Source organism: Metabacillus bambusae, assembly GCF_017497975.1.
Taxonomy (GTDB): Bacteria; Bacillota; Bacilli; order Bacillales; family Bacillaceae; genus Metabacillus; species Metabacillus bambusae.
Window position 1 is genome coordinate 57,374 of record NZ_JAGDEL010000020.1, and the last position, 18,069, is coordinate 75,442.

An 18,069-nucleotide genomic window follows, 5' to 3' on the forward strand; every position below is an offset into this window, starting at 1 on the left:
AAGAAATAAATTAATATAAAGGAACATAACCTAAAATAACAATATTCTGACTTTATAAATACTCGTGCTATAATTAACTATGCTGTTGTTTAATATGGAAAGGAGTATTCTTCATGGATTTTATCCAATTTCATATACCGCCTTTTCCCCACTATATCAATTGTGGTACGGCAACTTGTCAGCCTGGAGAAGGTCATTCAAGCCGAAAAGACAATGGTGTTTTTGATTTGATTTTCGTGACAACAGGAACACTTTACATAGAGGAAGATGGTCAACAATACGCGGTAGAGCCTGGAAAAGCTCTTCTTTTAAATCCAGTGGGGCATCATTTTTCCTATCAACCATGTACAGAGCATACCCATTTTTATTGGCTTCATTTCACAGCTTTAGGTAAATGGAAGTTAGTGAGTAAGCCTGAGTATTTTCATTCAAATTCTTTTGAAAGATCTGTCAAACGATTAAATCAGTTTACGGTTCATATACCTAAATTTCATCGATTGACTTTTGAAGATAGAACTTATTCTTTATTACAACGCCTCATCTTAATGATGGATCAAGACGGAGAATCCGTACGTTGGAAGGAACAGTCTAATTTTCAAGATATCTTTCAACTGTTCAAAGAAATGGATGAAACGGTTATTAAATCAGCAGCAGGAATTATCGCAGAAAAAGCGGCTATGTATTTACGTGGAAATTACCAAAATCATATAAATTACTCAACTTTAGGTAAAGCTCTTCGCTATAACCCCACCTACATTTCTCGTTGCATGCAAAAGGTTTTTAACTGTACTCCACTTGAATACTTGACCGATTACAGAATTGAAAAAGCAAAATTATTACTAATCAACACGGATAAAACAGTCTCTCGAGTGGCTGAGGAAGTAGGGTTTAATAATATTTCTTACTTTATAAAGTGCTTTACGAATTATGAAAAGATAACTCCTAAGTTATTTACGGAGAAATACCGGTCTCTTACTACACATCGTTGGGATTTGAAGGAGATGGATTAACAACTACTTGAAGAGATACATGTCATGCGGGTTTTTTGTAACCTAACTATTAACACTATTTAGTAGAATGGATTTGTTACTAAACTCAGGAGCAATAAAAACAAAAATGCGACACCTCAAATGAACTGCCCCCTATCTGATAGAAAGGAATAAAAAAACAAATTTAAGCAGTCAAGTAAATAACCATTAAAAAATGGAAATCCATTGTTGCATCGTGGATTTCCAATTAGAAATTATACTGTGTCAATAAGAACGAATTGCAAAAAATTGAAAATAAATAAACACTACATATTTTTTGCTACAACTCTTAATCTTTTTGGTTGCTCTTCTTTGGATCTGCTTCTTTATTTGAAGCAATTTGTTTTCTTTTTGTTGTTTCATCAAGTGCTTGACCAACTTCACCTGTGAAATTTATTTTATGTTCTGGAATGCCTTGACTCTTCATTCATAAATCCCTCCCTTCCTCCCATTATTATCCTCGTCAATTCTTTGATGCATACATTACACTTTATTTTGAGATAAAAATAGGAGAAGGGCTGGTAATTGTTTTTAGGTCATAATCTTAAAAATTAAAATTATCAGGGTCTGGACCAATGCGTCGATCTTCATTAAGTGAATTGATTTTCTCTAGATCATCGTGAGTTAATTCAAAGTCAAAGATGTTTGCGTTTTCAATGATCCGGTGTTCTTTCACTGATTTAGGGATGGTCACGACCTCATTTTGTAAATCCCAGCGTAAAATGACTTGGGCTGCAGTTTTGTTGTATCTATCACCAATTTCCTTTAGTAGCGGATGATTGATAAGCTCTCCTTGCATTAGTGGAGACCATGCTTCTAATTGGATCTCATGTCTTTTACAATAATCACGAAGTTCAAGCTGGGATAAACGTGGATGGTATTCAACTTGATTGACCATTGGCTTGATTTCTGCATCAAGCATTATGTCCTCTAAATGATGAATTTGAAAGTTACTGACACCAATCGCACGAATACGGCCATCCTGATACAATTTTTCAATGGCTTTCCATGTTTCCTTATACTTCCCTTTTACAGGCCAATGTACCAAATATAAATCCAAATACGCTAAATCTAGCTTTTTTATGCTAGTTTCAAAGGCTTTTAGTGTAGATTCATATCCTTGGTCACTATTTTTTACCTTTGTTGTAATAAATAGCTCTTCGCGTGGAATGCCGGATTCCTTGATGGCCATTCCTACCCCTTCTTCATTACCGTAACCAGCTGCTGTATCAATGCTTCTGTAGCCCGCATTAATGGCCGCTTTTACAGCCGTTCTTACTTCTTGTCCCTCTTCTACTTTCCAAACGCCTAACCCAAACCAAGGCATTTTCACACCGTTATGTAGGACTGTAAAATCTTTTAAACTTTTGATCATTTCTCCCAATCCTCCTTTAGTTTTTACTTTTTCATTTTCTCATGGTTTCTGTCAAAATCAAACAATTTAGACTTGTGTAAATGTTGTTACAACGATAATGCAGATCTTATTAAATGAACATATTAAGTAAATAAAAGAAGGTTATCGCTTGGTTTGATCGAAAATAATAATTTAATGAAATAAGCAAATATAGTTAATCGTAATGGAGGAGCTAATGAAAAGTTTATTTGAGACAACTCTTCTGCATTTAAAGCTAGATAAAAAAGATGTAAAGTTCATTGGTGAAGGATTTGGGAGCCTTGTCTTGGAGGATCAGTATGGAATCATTATTAGAGTTGCCAAAAATTTAGACACAGCAAAACAATATGTAAAAGAATACAACATTCTTCCACAGCTCCAAGCCAAACTATTTCCTATTAACATTCCAATTCCAAAGTGGTATCACTATGATACTGAAAAAGTGCCATATGGTATCATTGCGTATGAAAAATTAGCTGGGCCGACACTTATTCCGAAAGTGATTTCGGAGGAAAATAAAAAAAGGATTGCCAAGCAATTAGCAGCATTTATAGCTCTAATCCACCAGACTCCTACAGATCATTTTAAGGATTACTGCCCTCAGGAAGAAAACGATCGAAATCAGCTTACCAATTTACGTGAAAACACATATGACGCATTGAGTACGAATTTATTAAAAAAAGAAATGCTGATGATGAATGATTGGTGGGAGGATATGTTGCAGGATCAAACATTTTATTCCCACAAATCTGTGCTTTGTCATGGAGATCTATGGTATGAAAATATTCTTGTGAATCATCAACAAACTGACATCACTGGGATCATCGACTTTAGTGAAGTGAAAATTGGTGACCCAGCCATTGACTTGGTTCCTCACCACTATATTGGAGAGGATTTTTATTCCTATGTTTTAAATGAATATAGAACTGCATTTCCTAATGATCCGACTATCGATGAGCGTGTAAAAAAACACAGATGCCTGCGGGAGCTGAATGGATTAGCATATGCGATCAAACATAATGTAGATGTTGAGATACAGGATTCTATCGCTAAAATTCGTGATGTCATTTTAGGAACACAAAAAAAAGAATTTAAGTAAGAAAAGCATCATTTGATAAAAGGGGAATAATGTCTAGAACCGTAAGTGCATGATACATATTCCCCTTTTACTATTGGTTGATTAGAACCCCTTCTTTGTTTACCTGGTCGGTAAGTATTTTACATAAATGGCTTGGGAAGAATTTACTGTCTTACAACCTTCTAGATCCTCTTCATGCAGTAATCCTAGTTGGATTGCTGATTTTATTTTTCCCTCATCTGGCTTTTTTTGTATAAGTTCGATCAGATTTAATTCTTCTAATCTTTTAACGGTTTGTTCTTGTTTGAATTTTACTGTATCTCTTATTTGTCTTTGTATTTTGTAATCCCTCAGGATCATTTCTCCTTTAGCATTTTTGCCCACCGACAAATCAAAATAATTATTAAAAACTTTCTTCAATTCCTCAAGTTCTGTTTCCACTTCTTTTTTCTTATGATTGAGTTCAAGGTAATGAGCAAGCATCTCTCTTGTGATTACAGTTTCATTCGTCACCCTTATCCCCTCATTTCACAGATGATATTTCATCATATTGTTAGATGAAGTGAGATATTCGTCAAAAGAACAAATGTTCTTGTGGTGTTCATTCTTAAAAAAAGCGACGTTTGACTCATTCGCTTAATAATCATGATTCATGAACACGTGGAAAATGCGTGTTATTTTTACTTTCAAAAAGTGCAGCATCATTTTTTGAAGAGTTGCCCGCAGATTTAATTTTGCTTTAAATGATCAATCCTCTGGTCCAGCCTTTCCAAACTTTCCAATGCACGTTTTATACTGAGAGTGCGGGTGTGATGTAAACCGCCTTCTTCTTCATCTTTTTCATCCGCTAATTTAATAACAGTTTGCAGAGGGGTTCGAATGACATTTCCTCCAGGTAAAAATGAATCCGTATGAAATAATATGGCGAGAGCGATTTCTTTTGCTTTGATGGGGTTTTCTCCAAGTCGAATTAATAATTTATGAGCTCGTTCAGCTCCTTTGATCGCATGAATATCATTCTGTTTATATAAGTCGTAGTTCCACTTACCATCCTTATACCAGGTGTAATGGCCAATGTCATGAAGAAAACCTGCCTTTGCTGCACTATCAACGTCCAATCCTCTTTCTTTCCCTAAACGAAAAGAGTGATAAGAAACAGCAATTGCATGAGATAAACCTGAACGGATTACATACTTTCGAGTAATATGATGATTAAAAATATCAACCAATTTTACATCACGCATTGAACTTCTCCCTTATATGCCTACTCATTTTTTACATTACTATATTTCCTTCTAGTCTGATTTGCCATACCTTCTTAAGGAAAAAGCCCACAAAAGGCAGCTTGGATCTTAAATGGACATACAGATCTTAAGTCAGCTGAAGTTTCAAAAATTATTTTACCGGTATTAAATTGAATTGAATGAGAGCAAGTAGTTATTTTGAATATGACATATTTCAGATTACCTTTTAATACCTTGTATTATCATAAACATAAAACGATGCAAATATAGGGAGAGGAAATTATGGCTATAAGCCCCCCATTGTTACAAAGAGGAGATACGATTGGATTGGTAGCACCCGGAAGTCCTCTTGATGCAAGTATTATCAATGCCAGAGTCCAATATTTGAGAGATTTAGGGTTTAATATCGTTTATGGCAGGCATGTTTATTCTTATGAGGGCATCACAGCTGCACCAGCTCAACAAAGAGCCGAAGATGTCATGAATATGTTCAGAAATCCGAGCGTCAAAGTGATCTTATCCACTAGAGGAGGGACAGGGGTTCAGACCATTCTTCCGTACCTCGATTTTGAAGTCATAAGAGCGAACCCTAAAATAATATCTGGTTATAGTGATATAACCGTACTGTTAAATAGCTTGTATCAATCTAGTGATATCATTACCTTCCACAGTCTAATGCTAATTGATTTTAGAGTAGAAACACCTGCTTATAATTTCAATCAATTCTTTGCAGCAACTTCTACATTGACTTCTCCTAGGACGATTCAAAATCCACCGAATATGCCCCAAATGAGTTTAGTACCAGGAAATGTAACTGGTCCAATCGTAGGTGGGAATTTGACTTCGTTAGTCAATACTCTTGGTACACCATATGAACTGAATACACAAGGGAAAATCCTTTTTTTAGAGGAGACCCATTCACCTAGTAATACGATTTTTCGGTATTTAACTCAATTAATGATGTCAGGTAAATTTAAAGATTGTCTTGGAATTATTATGGGGGAATGTACGAATTGCCTTGTATCTTATGGTAAAACATATAATGATTTGATTAATGATTTGCTAGTTCCCTTAGGTAAACCACTGATGATCAACCTTGCTACCGGGCATGGCTTTTATAAAGCTGCTATTCCTATAGGTGCTACTGTTAATCTCAATACGACAGATAATAGATTAACAGTACTTGAACCAACCGTTTCAAGGAAGTAATCGAATTTAAAGGAGAACAGCGATGAAAAAAACATGGCTATTAGGATTTGGGTTTTTTAGCATTAGTCTTGGATGGGCATTGTATAATGGATTTGTTCCATTCTTTCTTAACGATTATCTTGCAAGCACGGCATTAATTGGCTTCCTAATGACGATTGATAATTATTTCGCCTTATTTTTACAGCCATATATCGGAAATCTTAGTGATCGAACAAATACACGCTATGGTCGCCGTATGCCTTATTTGCTTTTTGGTATACCAATTGCTGCTTTATTTTTTGCGCTTATTCCATTTCACACTAGCTTACTTACATTAATCCTCTTTATGATATGTATGAATTTATCTATGGCCCTTTTTCGTTCTCCTACAATTGCTCTAATGCCTGATATTACACCAGAATCTAATCGTACAAAAGCGAACGGAGTTATTAATTTTATGGGTGGCTGTGGTGCAATATTAGCATTAAGTGTCGGTTCTATTTTATTCAGTATTGAAGAGTTTTTACCTTTTTTAGTGGTTTCAGTTATCTTTATAGTGTCATTATGGGTTATTTTTAAAAACATTAAAGAAAACCGTGATGCTATTCCTTATGCAAATACATCTGCACCTAAAATAAGCTATAAAAACGAATTAACTAAACAGACTGTTTTCCTCTTAGCTGCTATCTTTTTTTGGTTTATTGCAATTCAAGGGATGGAGGCATTATTTACACTATATGGAGTAAATGAGCTTGGCTTATCAAAAAGTTCTTCTGCATTTTCATTGGCCTTCTTTTCATTAAGCTTTGTACTATTCGCAATCCCAAGTGGAATATTAGGTGCAAAATATGGTAAGAAAAACATGATTGTGACCGGGATCTTAGGCCTGGTTTTCATTTTTTTACTATTAAATTGGGTAGAATCCGTTTTTTTCCTAAGATCAATTCTATTTGTTGGTGGAATATTTTGGGGGTTTATAAATATCAATGCTTACCCTTTTATTGTTTCAACTGGGAGTGAGCTTAGTTACGGAACTCGAACTGGTTTATATTATTTCGTTTCTTCATTAGCAGCGATCATTTCACCACCAACTTTAGGACTTTTAGTTGATTTTTTTGGCTTTGGACTATTATTTTTTGCAGCTGCAGGAAGTATGCTCCTTGCATTACTTTGTATGCTTAAGGTTAACAAAACAGAGACTTATTCTCCTTCGGTTCATAAACTGAATGGTTAAACTAAATAAAAATTTATATATATCTGTTTTTTGCTTAGAGTTCTATTCAAGCAGCCCAAGAGGTCTATGGACTCTAAAGCTGTTTATGAATAGTTTTTTAGAAAGGCTCTTTTCTAAGAGATTGTTGCTTTTAAAACAAAAACTATTAGGGTAAACAGTAGATAAAGTATTTCGTTATTATCATATAAACAGTCAATCTCTTAAGAAATATGTTTACTTAGGAAGGAGTAAAATAGAATGAAGAAAAAGATAATTGAAGATTTTAGAAGTGCAAGCGAAGTTCATGATGACGTAATAAAGAAGACGAAAGGTAAAAACGAAACGGTAATAAAGGAAGCAGAAAAATACTTAAAAGAAACAAAAAAGAACTAAGAGAGAAAACCGCTTAGTTCTATTGTTTATGCTTATTTGACCAGAACTTGCCATCGGCAGTAGGGACAACTTAATTGGACTGAACATAACTAATTGCCTGGTTAATAACATCATCATTTTTCTTTTTAATATTTTTTATCAAATCATCATGAAGAGAACGAGAGTTGCTTTTTATTTCATATACAACGACCTTTTTATTAACCATGTTAGCTCCCTCCCCCTACTTCTGCTTTTCTCATAAATTTAGTATATAATTCACAACAAATCCATAAAAGGTATTGTGCTACTTTTATGTTAATTTTACAATGCTCATTGGCTGGATTCCACTCATTTTGCTGTGATTTATCCATGATTAGGCTCTGTAGAACGGTCAGCAACATTTAACGCCCTCAAATAACTAGAAAGCTCGGTATTTAATTCTTCTAACTTATCCTCTATCTTTCTAATAGGTTCTAATGACATGTTTATTTTTCTATGTTTTTCTCTTCATTTACAACAAATGCACCAAACACAAAATAAAAAAGTACCTTATAAAGAAAGGTACTTTTCAAAAACAAACTTATTTTGATACTGGAGCGAGAGATGCTTCTGGTGATGTTACTTTGTCATAGAAATCTACATATTTATCACGATCGTCACTATCACGGTAGGCCATCGCAACACGTGGATGTTCATTTAATGCACCAGAGATCATGTATGGAATGATATAGCCCCACTCCCACTTTTGACGCATTTCAAGCATGTGCTTCTCAATAACGCCAAGAACTGGCTTCATTTCATAGCTTGCTTTTTGGATATAGGTTACGAGAAGCTCTGTGTGACAGTTTCCAGCCGCACGACCCATGCCATAAACAGATGAATCAAGGAAAGTAACTCCATTTCGCATCGCTGTTAAAGTATTCGCGAATGCGAGCTGCATGTTGTTATGCGTATGGATACCAAGCTGTTTATTAGGGAGCATTGCTTTAAACTTTTTCACTTGATGCTCAATATCAGTCGGAGATAAGCTACCAAAGGAGTCAACGATATAGACAACATCTACAGGGCTTTCTTTCACCATTTCAAACGCTTCAATTAGCTGTTGTTCAGGTACACTTGATAAAGCCATAATGTTAAGTGAAGTCTCATAACCCAAATCATGGAACATTTGGACAAGCTCCAAGCCCTTGTCCACTTCACGAATATAGCAAGCTATTCGAATCATATCTAGCACACTTTGCTCACGAGGTAGAATATCATTTGGGTCTACACGCCCAATATCTACTAGAGCAGACAGCTTTGTAAACTTTTTCTCAGTGATTACTTCTTCCTTGAGGAACTGATCATCAAGAAATCTCCAGTGATTAGGCTCTTTCGCATTAAGTAACTTTGCCGAATTTTTATAGCCTATCTCCATATATTCAACACCAGCCTCACTTAGGCCGTCATATAAATCTTGAACGAATTTCACACTGAAATCCCAATTGTTTACCAACCCGCCATCTCGAATAGTACAGTCAATTATATTGGTGCGATTTTCCATAGTCATTACTTCCTCCCGATTTATGTAAAATATCATTTAAATTTCTCATAAAGGTTGGTGAGTGTCAACCTATTTTGTAAAACTATTATGAATTGTTGGGAAATGGAGGTTATTGAAATAAGGATTATAATGTTTATAGGTGACTATTGGGACAGAAAGAGATATCAAATTTGTACTCATATTGATTTCCTCCCTAATAAAAACTCGCATCCAAATATAAGGGTGCAGCTTTACTAACTGCACCCTTAAATAAATGTAACAAATCAATCATTAACTTTTACTTTTGTTAAGGTACGAGGGTATACGTGGGTTCTTTTTGCCCATTCTTTCCATGTTCTCTTCATCTCTTCTACAAGAACTGGGTACTTATCTTTCAAGTTATGCGTTTCTGTTCGATCATTATTAATATTGTAAAGCTCCCAGTCTTTTTCTTTTACTTTTGATAGTTTCCATTCTCCTTGACGAATACCACAATGCTGTTCATGTTCAAAGCAAAATGTTCGTTGTGGAGTATTTTCCCCTAGAAAGGCTGTCAACAAGCTTTCACCTTCCATAGGCAGAATGCTATGGCCATTATAATTTTTAGGATACGTAGCTCCAGTAATATCCACAAAAGTCGCCATAAAGTCGATAAAATGTCCTGGACGATGATCAATTTCTCCCTTACGCTTCACCTGCTCTGGCCAATGGGCAATTAAAGGTGTACTTATTCCTCCTTCATGACCATAATGTTTATAAAACGTAAGTGGAGTACTACACGCGTTCGCCCATCCTGATCCGTAACTATGATAGGTATCAGGGCCGCCCATTTTATCTAAATCCTCTTTTAGATGTAAAAAATTAGAGGTTGTAATCCAGTTATCAAATCCCCATGGATCCCATTCGGCACAGGCGCCATTATCAGAGCAAAATAAAATCAACGTATTCTCAAGTTCCCCATTTTCACGGATATTATCAAGGACTCGACCAATGTTTTGGTCCATACGTTCAACCATTGCAGCATAGATGGCCATTCTTTTCACTAAATCCTTTTGACGATCGGGATCAATGGAATCCCATGGTGGATTGATCCCGTGAATATCCCTATCCCTATTCCAATATTCAGATCGTGGAGTTAATGGTGTATCCTCATCAACAATTTGTAACTTCTTCATCCGCTCTAGACGCTCTTCTCGAATCTTATCCCAGCCTTTTTCATATACCTTTTCATATTTTGCAAATTCCTCTTTCGGAGCTTGTAATGGAAAATGTGGGGCATTATAAGCAAGGTAAAGAAAATATGGATGATCATCCTCACGAGAATCCTTAATGAAATCCAATGCGTGGTCTGTAATGGCATCTGTTGCGTAAAATTCTCCTTCTGCGTAATTGTGTTCTGGTCGACCTTCAGGTAAACGAATATAATCTTTTTTATCCCAAAAGCTTGTAAAGCCTCCTAAAAGACCGTAAAAATCATCAAAGCCTCTCTCAATTGGTCCATGTTTTCCAACATGCCATTTACCAGATAAATACGTATGGTAACCATCCTCTTTTAAAACTTCAGCGAGAGTAACACACTGATCTTTTAAATACCCGCGATATCCTGGTGTTTCACGATCCTCAGTCATTTCACCTACGCCTGCTTGATGTGGATATAATCCACTTAACAGTGAAGCACGGCTTGGGCAGCAACGAGCAGAATTGTAAAATTGGGTAAAACGCAGTCCATCCATTGCAAGTTGATCTAGATTTGGAGTCAGAATCTCTCCGCCAAAACTTCCTAAATCTGAAAACCCTAAATCATCTGCCAATATCAATAAAATATTTGGTCGCTTTTTTGTCATCTCTATCCCTCCAACCTCTATTTATGTATTTCTCTTATTCTTATGATCTTAGAAACTAGTAGTGTGCTTATTCATGTAGGTTCAGAGTCCTTGTACTCTAATATCCTTTAAAAAATGTGATCCGATTTATTCCTTCCTTTAAATTCACTTTTTCTCAGCATTACCTTAAATCTTTAATAATAAAGGGTTAGAATATAATCTCATTTAATATATAAATATTTTGACACTAAATTTCTATTTTTTATTTCTACTTCTAATAAAGTAATAAAATATGAATTAACATTTAATTCTTTTGCTTTCTTATATATAATTATTAGGAAATCATTACTTATCCTTTGAATCATATTTATATCACTTCCCTCATTACAAGTTCATTTTGGTATTAATTGGAGACTTAAAAGCCTGTACTTACATTTACAAAGTTATATAAATGATCAAGTTAATAGGAAGGTAGATGTTTGCTCCTACCTTCCTATTCGTGTTCTTATTCGTTGCTATTCATTTTTTTCTCTATTGTTCTTACTAGTCTTAAAGCATCTGACTCCAGTACTTGCTTTATGTTTTCAGACAAACCACTATCTTTTTCTACTATTTTTCGAAAATCATTTAGATGTTTTATAGATTGTTCGAATTTTCCTTTATCTAAATGATGTGTTGACTGATTTAACTTGTTTGTTAATTTTTTATTCACACTATGAGCAACATCACCAGCTTCTGTCATCGTATCAAGATCATTTTTTATCGATGAATGAGTTGTCTCTATAGGATGTAGAACAAAATTATCAAATTTCGTGTAATTATAGTTTGATCTCAAGCCTACTTTTCCTTGGGTAAATGCTGTGCTACTGTTGTCTGTATAATCTATTTTTGGGATATCATCATCGCCAACAAATATCTTTATATTATTCCCCTTTGCAACAACTTTGAGATGTTGCCATGTATTTAATGGCTCACTTATTTCAGCACCTTTTAAGTATGTCCAATTATAATTAAATTTCCCTAAATGAACGCCTTCTTTATTGATATACGCTACATAACCTTGCATAAAATCAGGATTGTTTTGACCAAGCTCAATACCATTGGCTGGGTTATTCACTCTAAAAATTAAACCACCGTCACCTGTACCAGCTCCAATATTGATATCTGCTTCAACTGAATAATCCTTCCACTTGCTATCTCCGATTACCGATTTCGCAAATGTACCTGGTGATGTACTGTATTCCCCTTCAACTGCAGGTGGCTCTTTACCGTTCTCCAATGTAAAATCAATACTTCTAAAATCAAACTCACCTTTAACCATTTCGACCTTAACGGTATGCTTTCCAGCTGGTAAAGAGACATTTTCTTTTATGACACTTTCCCAGTTATCCCAGCCACCTGTTTTTGGGACATCAATTATTCCTGTTAAATCAACGGTATCATCAAGCCAAAGTCTAATTTGACTTCCTTCAAGTTCAGTAGCAACTTTTATATCTACTTGATAATTGTCCTCTTTTTCAATATCGATATTGTATTTTAACCATTCTCCTGCTTGATTCCAGCCAACATTATAGCCACCCTCTGGATTAACGCGGATATCAACAGAATCTCTCCTATATTTCCCACCAATATTTTCAGGAGTAAGATCATGATATCCAACACCTTCTCCACCTGTTAGATAATCGGCCGCCATTATTTTTCCTGGAAGCTTTTTATGATGATCAAACCTGTGAAGTGTTAGTCTAGAAAAATCAAATCCTCCCTCTAGTGTGACTAGCTTTATTGTGTGTTTTCCAGCTGGTAAGGAAACGTTTTGTAAAGAAATGGTTTGCCAGCTATTCCAATCACCTGTATTTGGTATGCTTATTTCTCCGGTTAAATCAATTTCGTCATCTAATAGAAGCTTTACTTTTCCGCCATCCTCGATTGCAGAAGTAAGGATATCAAGTCCATATGTACCTGCTTCCTCAATGTTTACGTCATATGCTAGCCATTCTCCTGTTTGATTCGACGTAACAGCGTACCCACCTTCTGGATTCACTCGAATATCGACAGAATCTTCACGGTATTTATCCCCGCTATTTCCCATTGTGCTGTCATGAAAGCCTACTCCTTCACCACCAAGATTGTATTCCTCAGCTTCAATGATTCCAGGCACTGGCTTATGAATATCAAACGATGTAAACTCAAGACCAGTAAAATCAAATTCTCCCTCGAAGATCTCCACTTTAATCGTGTGCTCACCCTCAGGCAATGTAATCCCTTTTTTAATAACAGGCTGCCAATTATTCCAATCCCCTGTGTTAGGAACCTCTAAAACATCAGTTAAATCTGTTTCATCATCTAGCCATAATCGAACCTTTGCATTGTTAAAGGTTGTTGCAGTATTTAATTGAACATTATAGAGGCCTGCTTCTTTAATGGATACATTGTATTTAAACCATTCTCCTGTTTGGTTCCATCCAACTGCAGTACCCCCTTTAGGATTATTACGGATATCAACAGCATCTCCTCTTAATACACCACCAATATTTTTAGCTGTTGTTTCATGGTAAGCTATCCCTTCACCACCAGTTATATAATAGGCAGCCCCAATTGAACCTGGTATTGGTTTATATGCATCAAAAGAGCTAGGTTTATTTGTTTTAACCGTCCAAAATCCCTCTATTTCTTCCCATCCATTACTCGTTCCATCATCAAAGTTTGAAGCTAATTCTTTTACTTGTTTATGTTCTTTGAATTCCATATTGGATAAATCAAATGTTCCATTTTCAACAACAACTTTTAACTTATGCTGACCCTTCGGTAATTCTATTCCCTCAATCGAGAGTGTTTTCCATTCATCTGTCTTTGGAATGTTTATTACACCTGTCAAATCAGTCGCTTCATCTAACACTAATTTCACTTGTGCATCCTCGCTTGATGCTGATACTCTTAGATCTACATTGTAAGTACCTGCTTCTGCAATATTGACATTGTAATTTAGCCATTCTCCGGTTTCATTCAAGCTTACGTTATATCCACCCTCGGAATTCACTTTAAAATCAACTGCATCACTTCTATATTTTCCACTAGAATTCTCAACAGTTGTATCATGATAGGCTACACCTTCACCGCCTGTATTATAATGCACAGCCTCAATGTTTCCTGGTAAAGGCTTGTATGCATCAAACACATTGCTTCCATTTACTTTATTGCTGAAAGCCGTATAGCCAAAAGCAGCATGAATATCAGATGTTGCGTATCCGATTTTCCCTCCATCTAGCTCTGGAATTTCACGTGATTGCTTTTGCATTCCATCTATAAAGATCTTAAAGGTTGATGAAGACTTTTCTACTCGTATTTGGTGAAGCTTAGAATAATCATAGCCTTCAGGTAAAGCTGTATCTTCCCTTTTTTGTTCAACTCCGTTCACGATAAAGAAGGTTTCTAATTGATTTTTTGTAGGATTTAATACTGCTAGGCCGTAGTTGCTTTCATCTTTATAGGAGAAAACAGCACCAAAGTATGGATTGCTACTTGAGCCTTGTTCAATTGTTTTCATATTGAATTCTGCCGTGTAATCTGAAGTTGTGGAATCCTTCGTCAGTTGCTTAAACATGTTCGTGTCATTTATTGTTGTTTGTTGAAGCCAGCCAGGCATTTCTGAAGCAATACTCCAGTTACCGCCGTTGATCGTTTCCCAATTCTTATCTGAGGATGAGTGAGAAAAGCGCTCACTGAAATCAGGTAGGTCTGGGTTAGGCTGTTCAGTTGTTGTTGGACCAAGTACAAGCATTTTATCACCATTCCAAGCAATTCGATCCAGATTCATATATCTGCCTGGATTTGCATGACTATGATAAACCATATATTCTGAATCAAGATCTGGTCCTCGGACGACTGAATTATGACCTAATCCTACATTCGATCCCTCTGTGTTTAGTAAGATTGGATTTTGTTCAAATTCATGTGAAAAATCAGCAATTGGTGAATCACTGTTTGCATAATCAACACGATATGCCTTATTCCACACGTGGTTTCCTGTATAGGTCATATAGTATTTACTATTTCTTTTCAGAATTGTTGGCCCTTCTGTCCAGCCATCCATTTCTGCGCCAGTGTTTGAAGCATGACCAAAAGTATAGGGATCTGACATTGGTCGTGCATCAATTCTTTGATTACCAGTACTATAAAAATACCATTTCCCGTCATCATCAATAAACACATGTCCATCGATTCCCATGCCTAGGTTATCTGTCTGTTTCACGAAGGGGCCAAGTGGGTCTGAGCTTTTGTACACATAATGCCCATTTCCGCCAGGTGATGTGTACATATAAAAATGGCCATTCCAATACACAACCTCAGGAGCATAGGCTGCCTTTGTAGTAGGCTCCTTCGTAACTAAACCACCGTACTCCCAATTCACCAAATCTTCTGACTTCCAAGCTTTTACTCCACTCTTATCATCCACTGTACTAACATAAAGATAATAAGTACCGTTGTGTTTTAAAATATAAGGATCTCCTTCACCATAAAATACTCCTGTATCCCACTTCCAAGATTCCGATAATTTAAAGGAGTTACTGTAAGCAAATGTTGATAATGGAAGGGATAAAACAAAGCTAAATGCAATGACAATTGAAAGTATCTTTTTCAGACAAATCGCCTCCTTCTTTTCTCCAAGCAATTAATTAGACATTCTATTAAGTACTAAGCTTATAAAGTTTTACAATCCCTCCTTTCCCGGCATGTAACCGCTCGTATTTTTTATACGAAAACATCTATCTTACTACCTGAATTTACTTTGATCGTAAGTTTATTAGATGCTTACCTATTTCTCTCGTAACTGAATCGTTGAAAAACTCGAAAAAAAAAATCAACCTATAACCAAAGGAAACGACGGAATCTTAATTTTCCTTTGGTTATATACTATTGATTTATGATTGGCCGATAGTGACTAGAATAGTAGGACTACTGATCGTCTTATTGATTTTGTAAATGATAGTTTCCCAGTTTTGATATGGATTTATTTTTCGCTAACGCGAGAAGCCCTGCAGATAAAAACATTAAGGATCCTAAAATATCCATAACGAAATAGGACGCTAACCCTAATAGGATAAACCAAATAGGTTTTTTCACTTCAGCTTTATCATCCTTTAATGATTTCGCCAATACGAAGTTCAAGATTCCTAGAATAACAAATAACATCCCAAAGGTAACGGCAAACATATATAAGCTTCCAAAAATAGACTGTGCTGCCTCAAGCTTGGCAATCGTTGGATATGAAGAATGTAATCCTTCATTTTTAATAAAAGATGCATAGACAAAAATAGTAAGCAGTCCTGAGACGATTTGCCATATTGAACCGATCATTATTAATCTTCTCTCTAGCTTTCTATTCACCATATAACCTCCTATTCTCTTACCCTTTAACCCCTGATGACAAGGAGAGTGATTCCATAAAGTATTTTTGTGTGAACAAATAGAGGATAAATGTTGGAACAATAGCAATCAGTGCCCCTGTTAAAGCATGAGCAACATCAAGTGCATACATCCCCTGAAGTAATTGTAATCCTGGTGTAATTGGCATTTTTTCAACTTCATTAAACACAATTGATGGCCATAGGAAGTCATTCCATGAACCTGTAAATGTAAACAACGCAACAACAGTTAAAACAGGTCTTATTAATGGCAATATTAACTTTGTGAAAATTTGAAAATCAGAAGCACCATCCACTCGTGCCGATTCATCAAAATCAATAGGAATCCCTTGCATGAATTGCCTTACAAGAAAGATATTAAAGACACCAGCTGCACCTGGAACAATCGCAGCCATATAATTATTTACCCATCCAAGTGTATCGATAATTTTATAGAGGGGAATAAGATTTACAACTGCTGGAAACATCATTGTTGCCATTAAAAAGATAAAAATGGCATCTCTTCCCTTGAATTTCATTCTTGAATACCCATAACCAGCTAATGATACAAGCACGATGACTAAAAACGTTTGTGATACTGAAATAATAAGTGAGTTCATAAACCATTTCGCCACTGGAGCACTTGTGTTCGCAAAAAGAACATCCTGGTAGTTACCAATGACCCAATTGATCGGTAAAATTGTAAAGGCGCTTGATTGAATATCAGCTTCACTTTTGAATGAAGATAAGATTGTATACAGTAATGGTACAATCCATATAAAAGCCATTATTAACAAGAAGATTAATGAAATTCCTTTAGTAATACGTTTTTTCTCCAAGGTAAGCACCTCCTAGTCACGTTGTCTTAAAAAGAAGAATTGAATGGCAGAAACAATCATAATGCAAATCCCAAGAATAACAGCCATTGCTGCTCCAATACCTGCAATCGAAATACCAGATCCAAATGCATTTTCTTGAATGTACATTAACAGTACGGTTGTCGAGCTTGTTGGTCCACCTTTTGTTAACATGAGAGGTTGCCCATATACATTGAATTGTGCAATAGTCGTGATGACAACGGTGTATAAGATTTGCGCTCTTATACTTGGAAGCGTGATTTTAAAGAATTTTTGAACACTATTCGCTCCATCGATAGACGCAGCCTCATATAAATCCTTTGAAATACCGTTCAGTGCTGCTTGATAAATGATCATATTTCCACCGATTGTCCACCAAACTGTTACGATGATTAATGTAAACCAGGCATAAGGCTGAGTAGATAGCCAGTTTGTATCAACATTTAAATAATGATTGATAGGTCCAAATGAAACACTAAATAACATAGCAAATACGATCATGACGGCAGAAACCGAGAACAATGTTGGCATGTAAAACAATGCTTGGAAAAATTTCAGCCCTTTTGGTTTCGTATTTAGACCTGCAGCTAAGAGTAAGGGAACAATAATACAAGCAGGTACTGTAAAAAGGACAAATTTAAATGTATTTCCTAAACCTATTCTTAGTTGATCGTAAAAGGTAGAATCTTTATTAACCAAAATTTCTGCATAGTTTGCCAGGCCAACAAATTCAGGCTCGCCAATTAGGTCCCAATTCGTAAAGGAAATGTAAATACCATATAAAGTTGGAAATAGAAAAAAGATACCAAATAAAATGAGATGTGGCCCAATATAAAGATATGGAGATAGATTTAACCGTTTTTTACGAGAATTTTTCATTATTGCTGTAGACATACTTAGTTCCTTATTCTCTCCAGTATTTATCATCGTTTTTAACTCCTATTCTTTC

17 protein-coding genes are annotated in these 18,069 nt (G+C 35.7%); 5 read left to right on the plus strand and 12 right to left on the minus strand.

What is annotated here, in order from left to right:
- Nucleotides 1-113: 113 nt before the first annotated feature.
- Nucleotides 114-1,010, plus strand: a complete 897-nt coding sequence (locus I7822_RS21180; RefSeq protein ID WP_207981064.1) for a response regulator transcription factor — start codon at nt 114-116, stop codon at nt 1,008-1,010.
- A 307-nt stretch (nt 1,011-1,317) separates the two neighbouring features.
- Here the strand turns inward: I7822_RS21180 and I7822_RS21185 are convergent, their stop codons facing one another.
- Nucleotides 1,318-1,455, minus strand: a complete 138-nt coding sequence (locus I7822_RS21185; RefSeq protein ID WP_207981065.1) for a hypothetical protein — start codon at nt 1,453-1,455, stop codon at nt 1,318-1,320.
- A 117-nt stretch (nt 1,456-1,572) separates the two neighbouring features.
- Nucleotides 1,573-2,403: an aldo/keto reductase gene (locus tag I7822_RS21190; RefSeq protein WP_207981066.1), complete on the minus strand. Its 831-nt coding sequence runs from the start codon at nt 2,401-2,403 to the stop codon at nt 1,573-1,575.
- Between the two features lie 214 nt (nt 2,404-2,617).
- On the opposite strand from I7822_RS21190, the gene I7822_RS21195 reads away from it, so the two are divergent.
- Nucleotides 2,618-3,520, plus strand: coding sequence for a phosphotransferase family protein (locus I7822_RS21195; protein WP_207981067.1), 903 nt, complete (start codon nt 2,618-2,620; stop codon nt 3,518-3,520).
- 99 nt (nt 3,521-3,619) lie between these two features.
- Here the strand turns inward: I7822_RS21195 and I7822_RS21200 are convergent, their stop codons facing one another.
- Nucleotides 3,620-4,012 (minus strand): hypothetical protein, encoded by a 393-nt coding sequence (locus I7822_RS21200; protein ID WP_307847835.1) that lies wholly within the window; start codon nt 4,010-4,012, stop codon nt 3,620-3,622.
- A 215-nt stretch (nt 4,013-4,227) separates the two neighbouring features.
- Nucleotides 4,228-4,743, minus strand: a complete 516-nt coding sequence (locus tag I7822_RS21205; RefSeq protein WP_207981068.1) for an HD domain-containing protein — start codon at nt 4,741-4,743, stop codon at nt 4,228-4,230.
- Nucleotides 4,744-5,025: 282 nt separating this feature from the next.
- On the opposite strand from I7822_RS21205, the gene I7822_RS21210 reads away from it, so the two are divergent.
- From I7822_RS21210 to I7822_RS30300, 3 genes are all read left to right on the plus strand, one after another.
- The gene (locus I7822_RS21210) at nt 5,026-5,952 is read left to right on the plus strand and encodes a S66 peptidase family protein (protein WP_207981069.1); all 927 of its coding nucleotides are present in this window, start codon (nt 5,026-5,028) and stop codon (nt 5,950-5,952) included.
- Between the two features lie 22 nt (nt 5,953-5,974).
- The gene (locus tag I7822_RS21215) at nt 5,975-7,165 is read left to right on the plus strand and encodes an SLC45 family MFS transporter (protein ID WP_207981070.1); all 1,191 of its coding nucleotides are present in this window, start codon (nt 5,975-5,977) and stop codon (nt 7,163-7,165) included.
- A gap of 237 nt (nt 7,166-7,402) precedes the next feature.
- Nucleotides 7,403-7,537: a hypothetical protein gene (locus tag I7822_RS30300; protein WP_279382005.1), complete on the plus strand. Its 135-nt coding sequence runs from the start codon at nt 7,403-7,405 to the stop codon at nt 7,535-7,537.
- A 70-nt stretch (nt 7,538-7,607) separates the two neighbouring features.
- Here I7822_RS30300 and I7822_RS30305 read toward each other — a convergent pair whose 3' ends face one another.
- The 8 genes from I7822_RS30305 to I7822_RS21250 all read right to left on the minus strand — a co-directional run bounded on the left by I7822_RS30305 (nt 7,608) and on the right by I7822_RS21250 (nt 18,047).
- Nucleotides 7,608-7,742 (minus strand): hypothetical protein, encoded by a 135-nt coding sequence (locus I7822_RS30305; RefSeq protein ID WP_279382006.1) that lies wholly within the window; start codon nt 7,740-7,742, stop codon nt 7,608-7,610.
- A gap of 354 nt (nt 7,743-8,096) precedes the next feature.
- On the minus strand, nt 8,097-9,059 hold the full coding sequence (locus I7822_RS21220; protein ID WP_207981123.1) for an aldolase catalytic domain-containing protein: 963 nt from the start codon (nt 9,057-9,059) through the stop codon (nt 8,097-8,099).
- Between the two features lie 263 nt (nt 9,060-9,322).
- Nucleotides 9,323-10,882 (minus strand): arylsulfatase, encoded by a 1,560-nt coding sequence (locus tag I7822_RS21225; protein WP_207981071.1) that lies wholly within the window; start codon nt 10,880-10,882, stop codon nt 9,323-9,325.
- 200 nt (nt 10,883-11,082) lie between these two features.
- Entirely contained in the window at nt 11,083-11,226 is a 144-nt protein-coding gene (gene sda / locus I7822_RS30310; protein WP_279382007.1) for a sporulation histidine kinase inhibitor Sda, read from the minus strand.
- Between the two features lie 140 nt (nt 11,227-11,366).
- The gene (locus tag I7822_RS21235; protein ID WP_243459600.1) at nt 11,367-15,530 is read right to left on the minus strand and encodes a carbohydrate-binding protein; all 4,164 of its coding nucleotides are present in this window, start codon (nt 15,528-15,530) and stop codon (nt 11,367-11,369) included.
- A 296-nt stretch (nt 15,531-15,826) separates the two neighbouring features.
- Nucleotides 15,827-16,249, minus strand: a complete 423-nt coding sequence (locus I7822_RS21240) for a hypothetical protein (protein ID WP_207981072.1) — start codon at nt 16,247-16,249, stop codon at nt 15,827-15,829.
- Nucleotides 16,250-16,265: 16 nt separating this feature from the next.
- Complete coding sequence (locus I7822_RS21245) at nt 16,266-17,102, minus strand: carbohydrate ABC transporter permease (protein ID WP_243459601.1); 837 nt, start codon at nt 17,100-17,102, stop codon at nt 16,266-16,268.
- Nucleotides 17,103-17,114: 12 nt separating this feature from the next.
- The gene (locus I7822_RS21250; RefSeq protein ID WP_207981073.1) at nt 17,115-18,047 is read right to left on the minus strand and encodes a carbohydrate ABC transporter permease; all 933 of its coding nucleotides are present in this window, start codon (nt 18,045-18,047) and stop codon (nt 17,115-17,117) included.
- Between the last annotated feature and the right edge of the window lie 22 nt (nt 18,048-18,069).

Excerpts from the sequence above, each read along its gene's own strand:
- I7822_RS21180 (WP_207981064.1), top strand. The coding sequence starts at position 114 with ATGGATTTTATCCAATTTCATATACCGCCTTTTCCCCACTATATCAAT.
- I7822_RS21185 (WP_207981065.1), bottom strand. The coding sequence starts at position 1,455 with ATGAAGAGTCAAGGCATTCCAGAACATAAAATAAATTTCACAGGTGAA.
- I7822_RS21190 (WP_207981066.1), bottom strand. The coding sequence starts at position 2,403 with ATGATCAAAAGTTTAAAAGATTTTACAGTCCTACATAACGGTGTGAAA.
- I7822_RS21195 (WP_207981067.1), top strand. The coding sequence starts at position 2,618 with ATGAAAAGTTTATTTGAGACAACTCTTCTGCATTTAAAGCTAGATAAA.
- I7822_RS21205 (WP_207981068.1), bottom strand. The coding sequence starts at position 4,743 with ATGCGTGATGTAAAATTGGTTGATATTTTTAATCATCATATTACTCGA.
- I7822_RS21210 (WP_207981069.1), top strand. The coding sequence starts at position 5,026 with ATGGCTATAAGCCCCCCATTGTTACAAAGAGGAGATACGATTGGATTG.
- I7822_RS21215 (WP_207981070.1), top strand. The coding sequence starts at position 5,975 with ATGAAAAAAACATGGCTATTAGGATTTGGGTTTTTTAGCATTAGTCTT.
- I7822_RS30300 (WP_279382005.1), top strand. The coding sequence starts at position 7,403 with ATGAAGAAAAAGATAATTGAAGATTTTAGAAGTGCAAGCGAAGTTCAT.
- I7822_RS30305 (WP_279382006.1), bottom strand. The coding sequence starts at position 7,742 with ATGGTTAATAAAAAGGTCGTTGTATATGAAATAAAAAGCAACTCTCGT.
- I7822_RS21220 (WP_207981123.1), bottom strand. The coding sequence starts at position 9,059 with ATGGAAAATCGCACCAATATAATTGACTGTACTATTCGAGATGGCGGG.
- I7822_RS21225 (WP_207981071.1), bottom strand. The coding sequence starts at position 10,882 with ATGACAAAAAAGCGACCAAATATTTTATTGATATTGGCAGATGATTTA.
- sda (WP_279382007.1), bottom strand. The coding sequence starts at position 11,226 with ATGATTCAAAGGATAAGTAATGATTTCCTAATAATTATATATAAGAAA.
- I7822_RS21240 (WP_207981072.1), bottom strand. The coding sequence starts at position 16,249 with ATGGTGAATAGAAAGCTAGAGAGAAGATTAATAATGATCGGTTCAATA.
- I7822_RS21250 (WP_207981073.1), bottom strand. The coding sequence starts at position 18,047 with ATGATAAATACTGGAGAGAATAAGGAACTAAGTATGTCTACAGCAATA.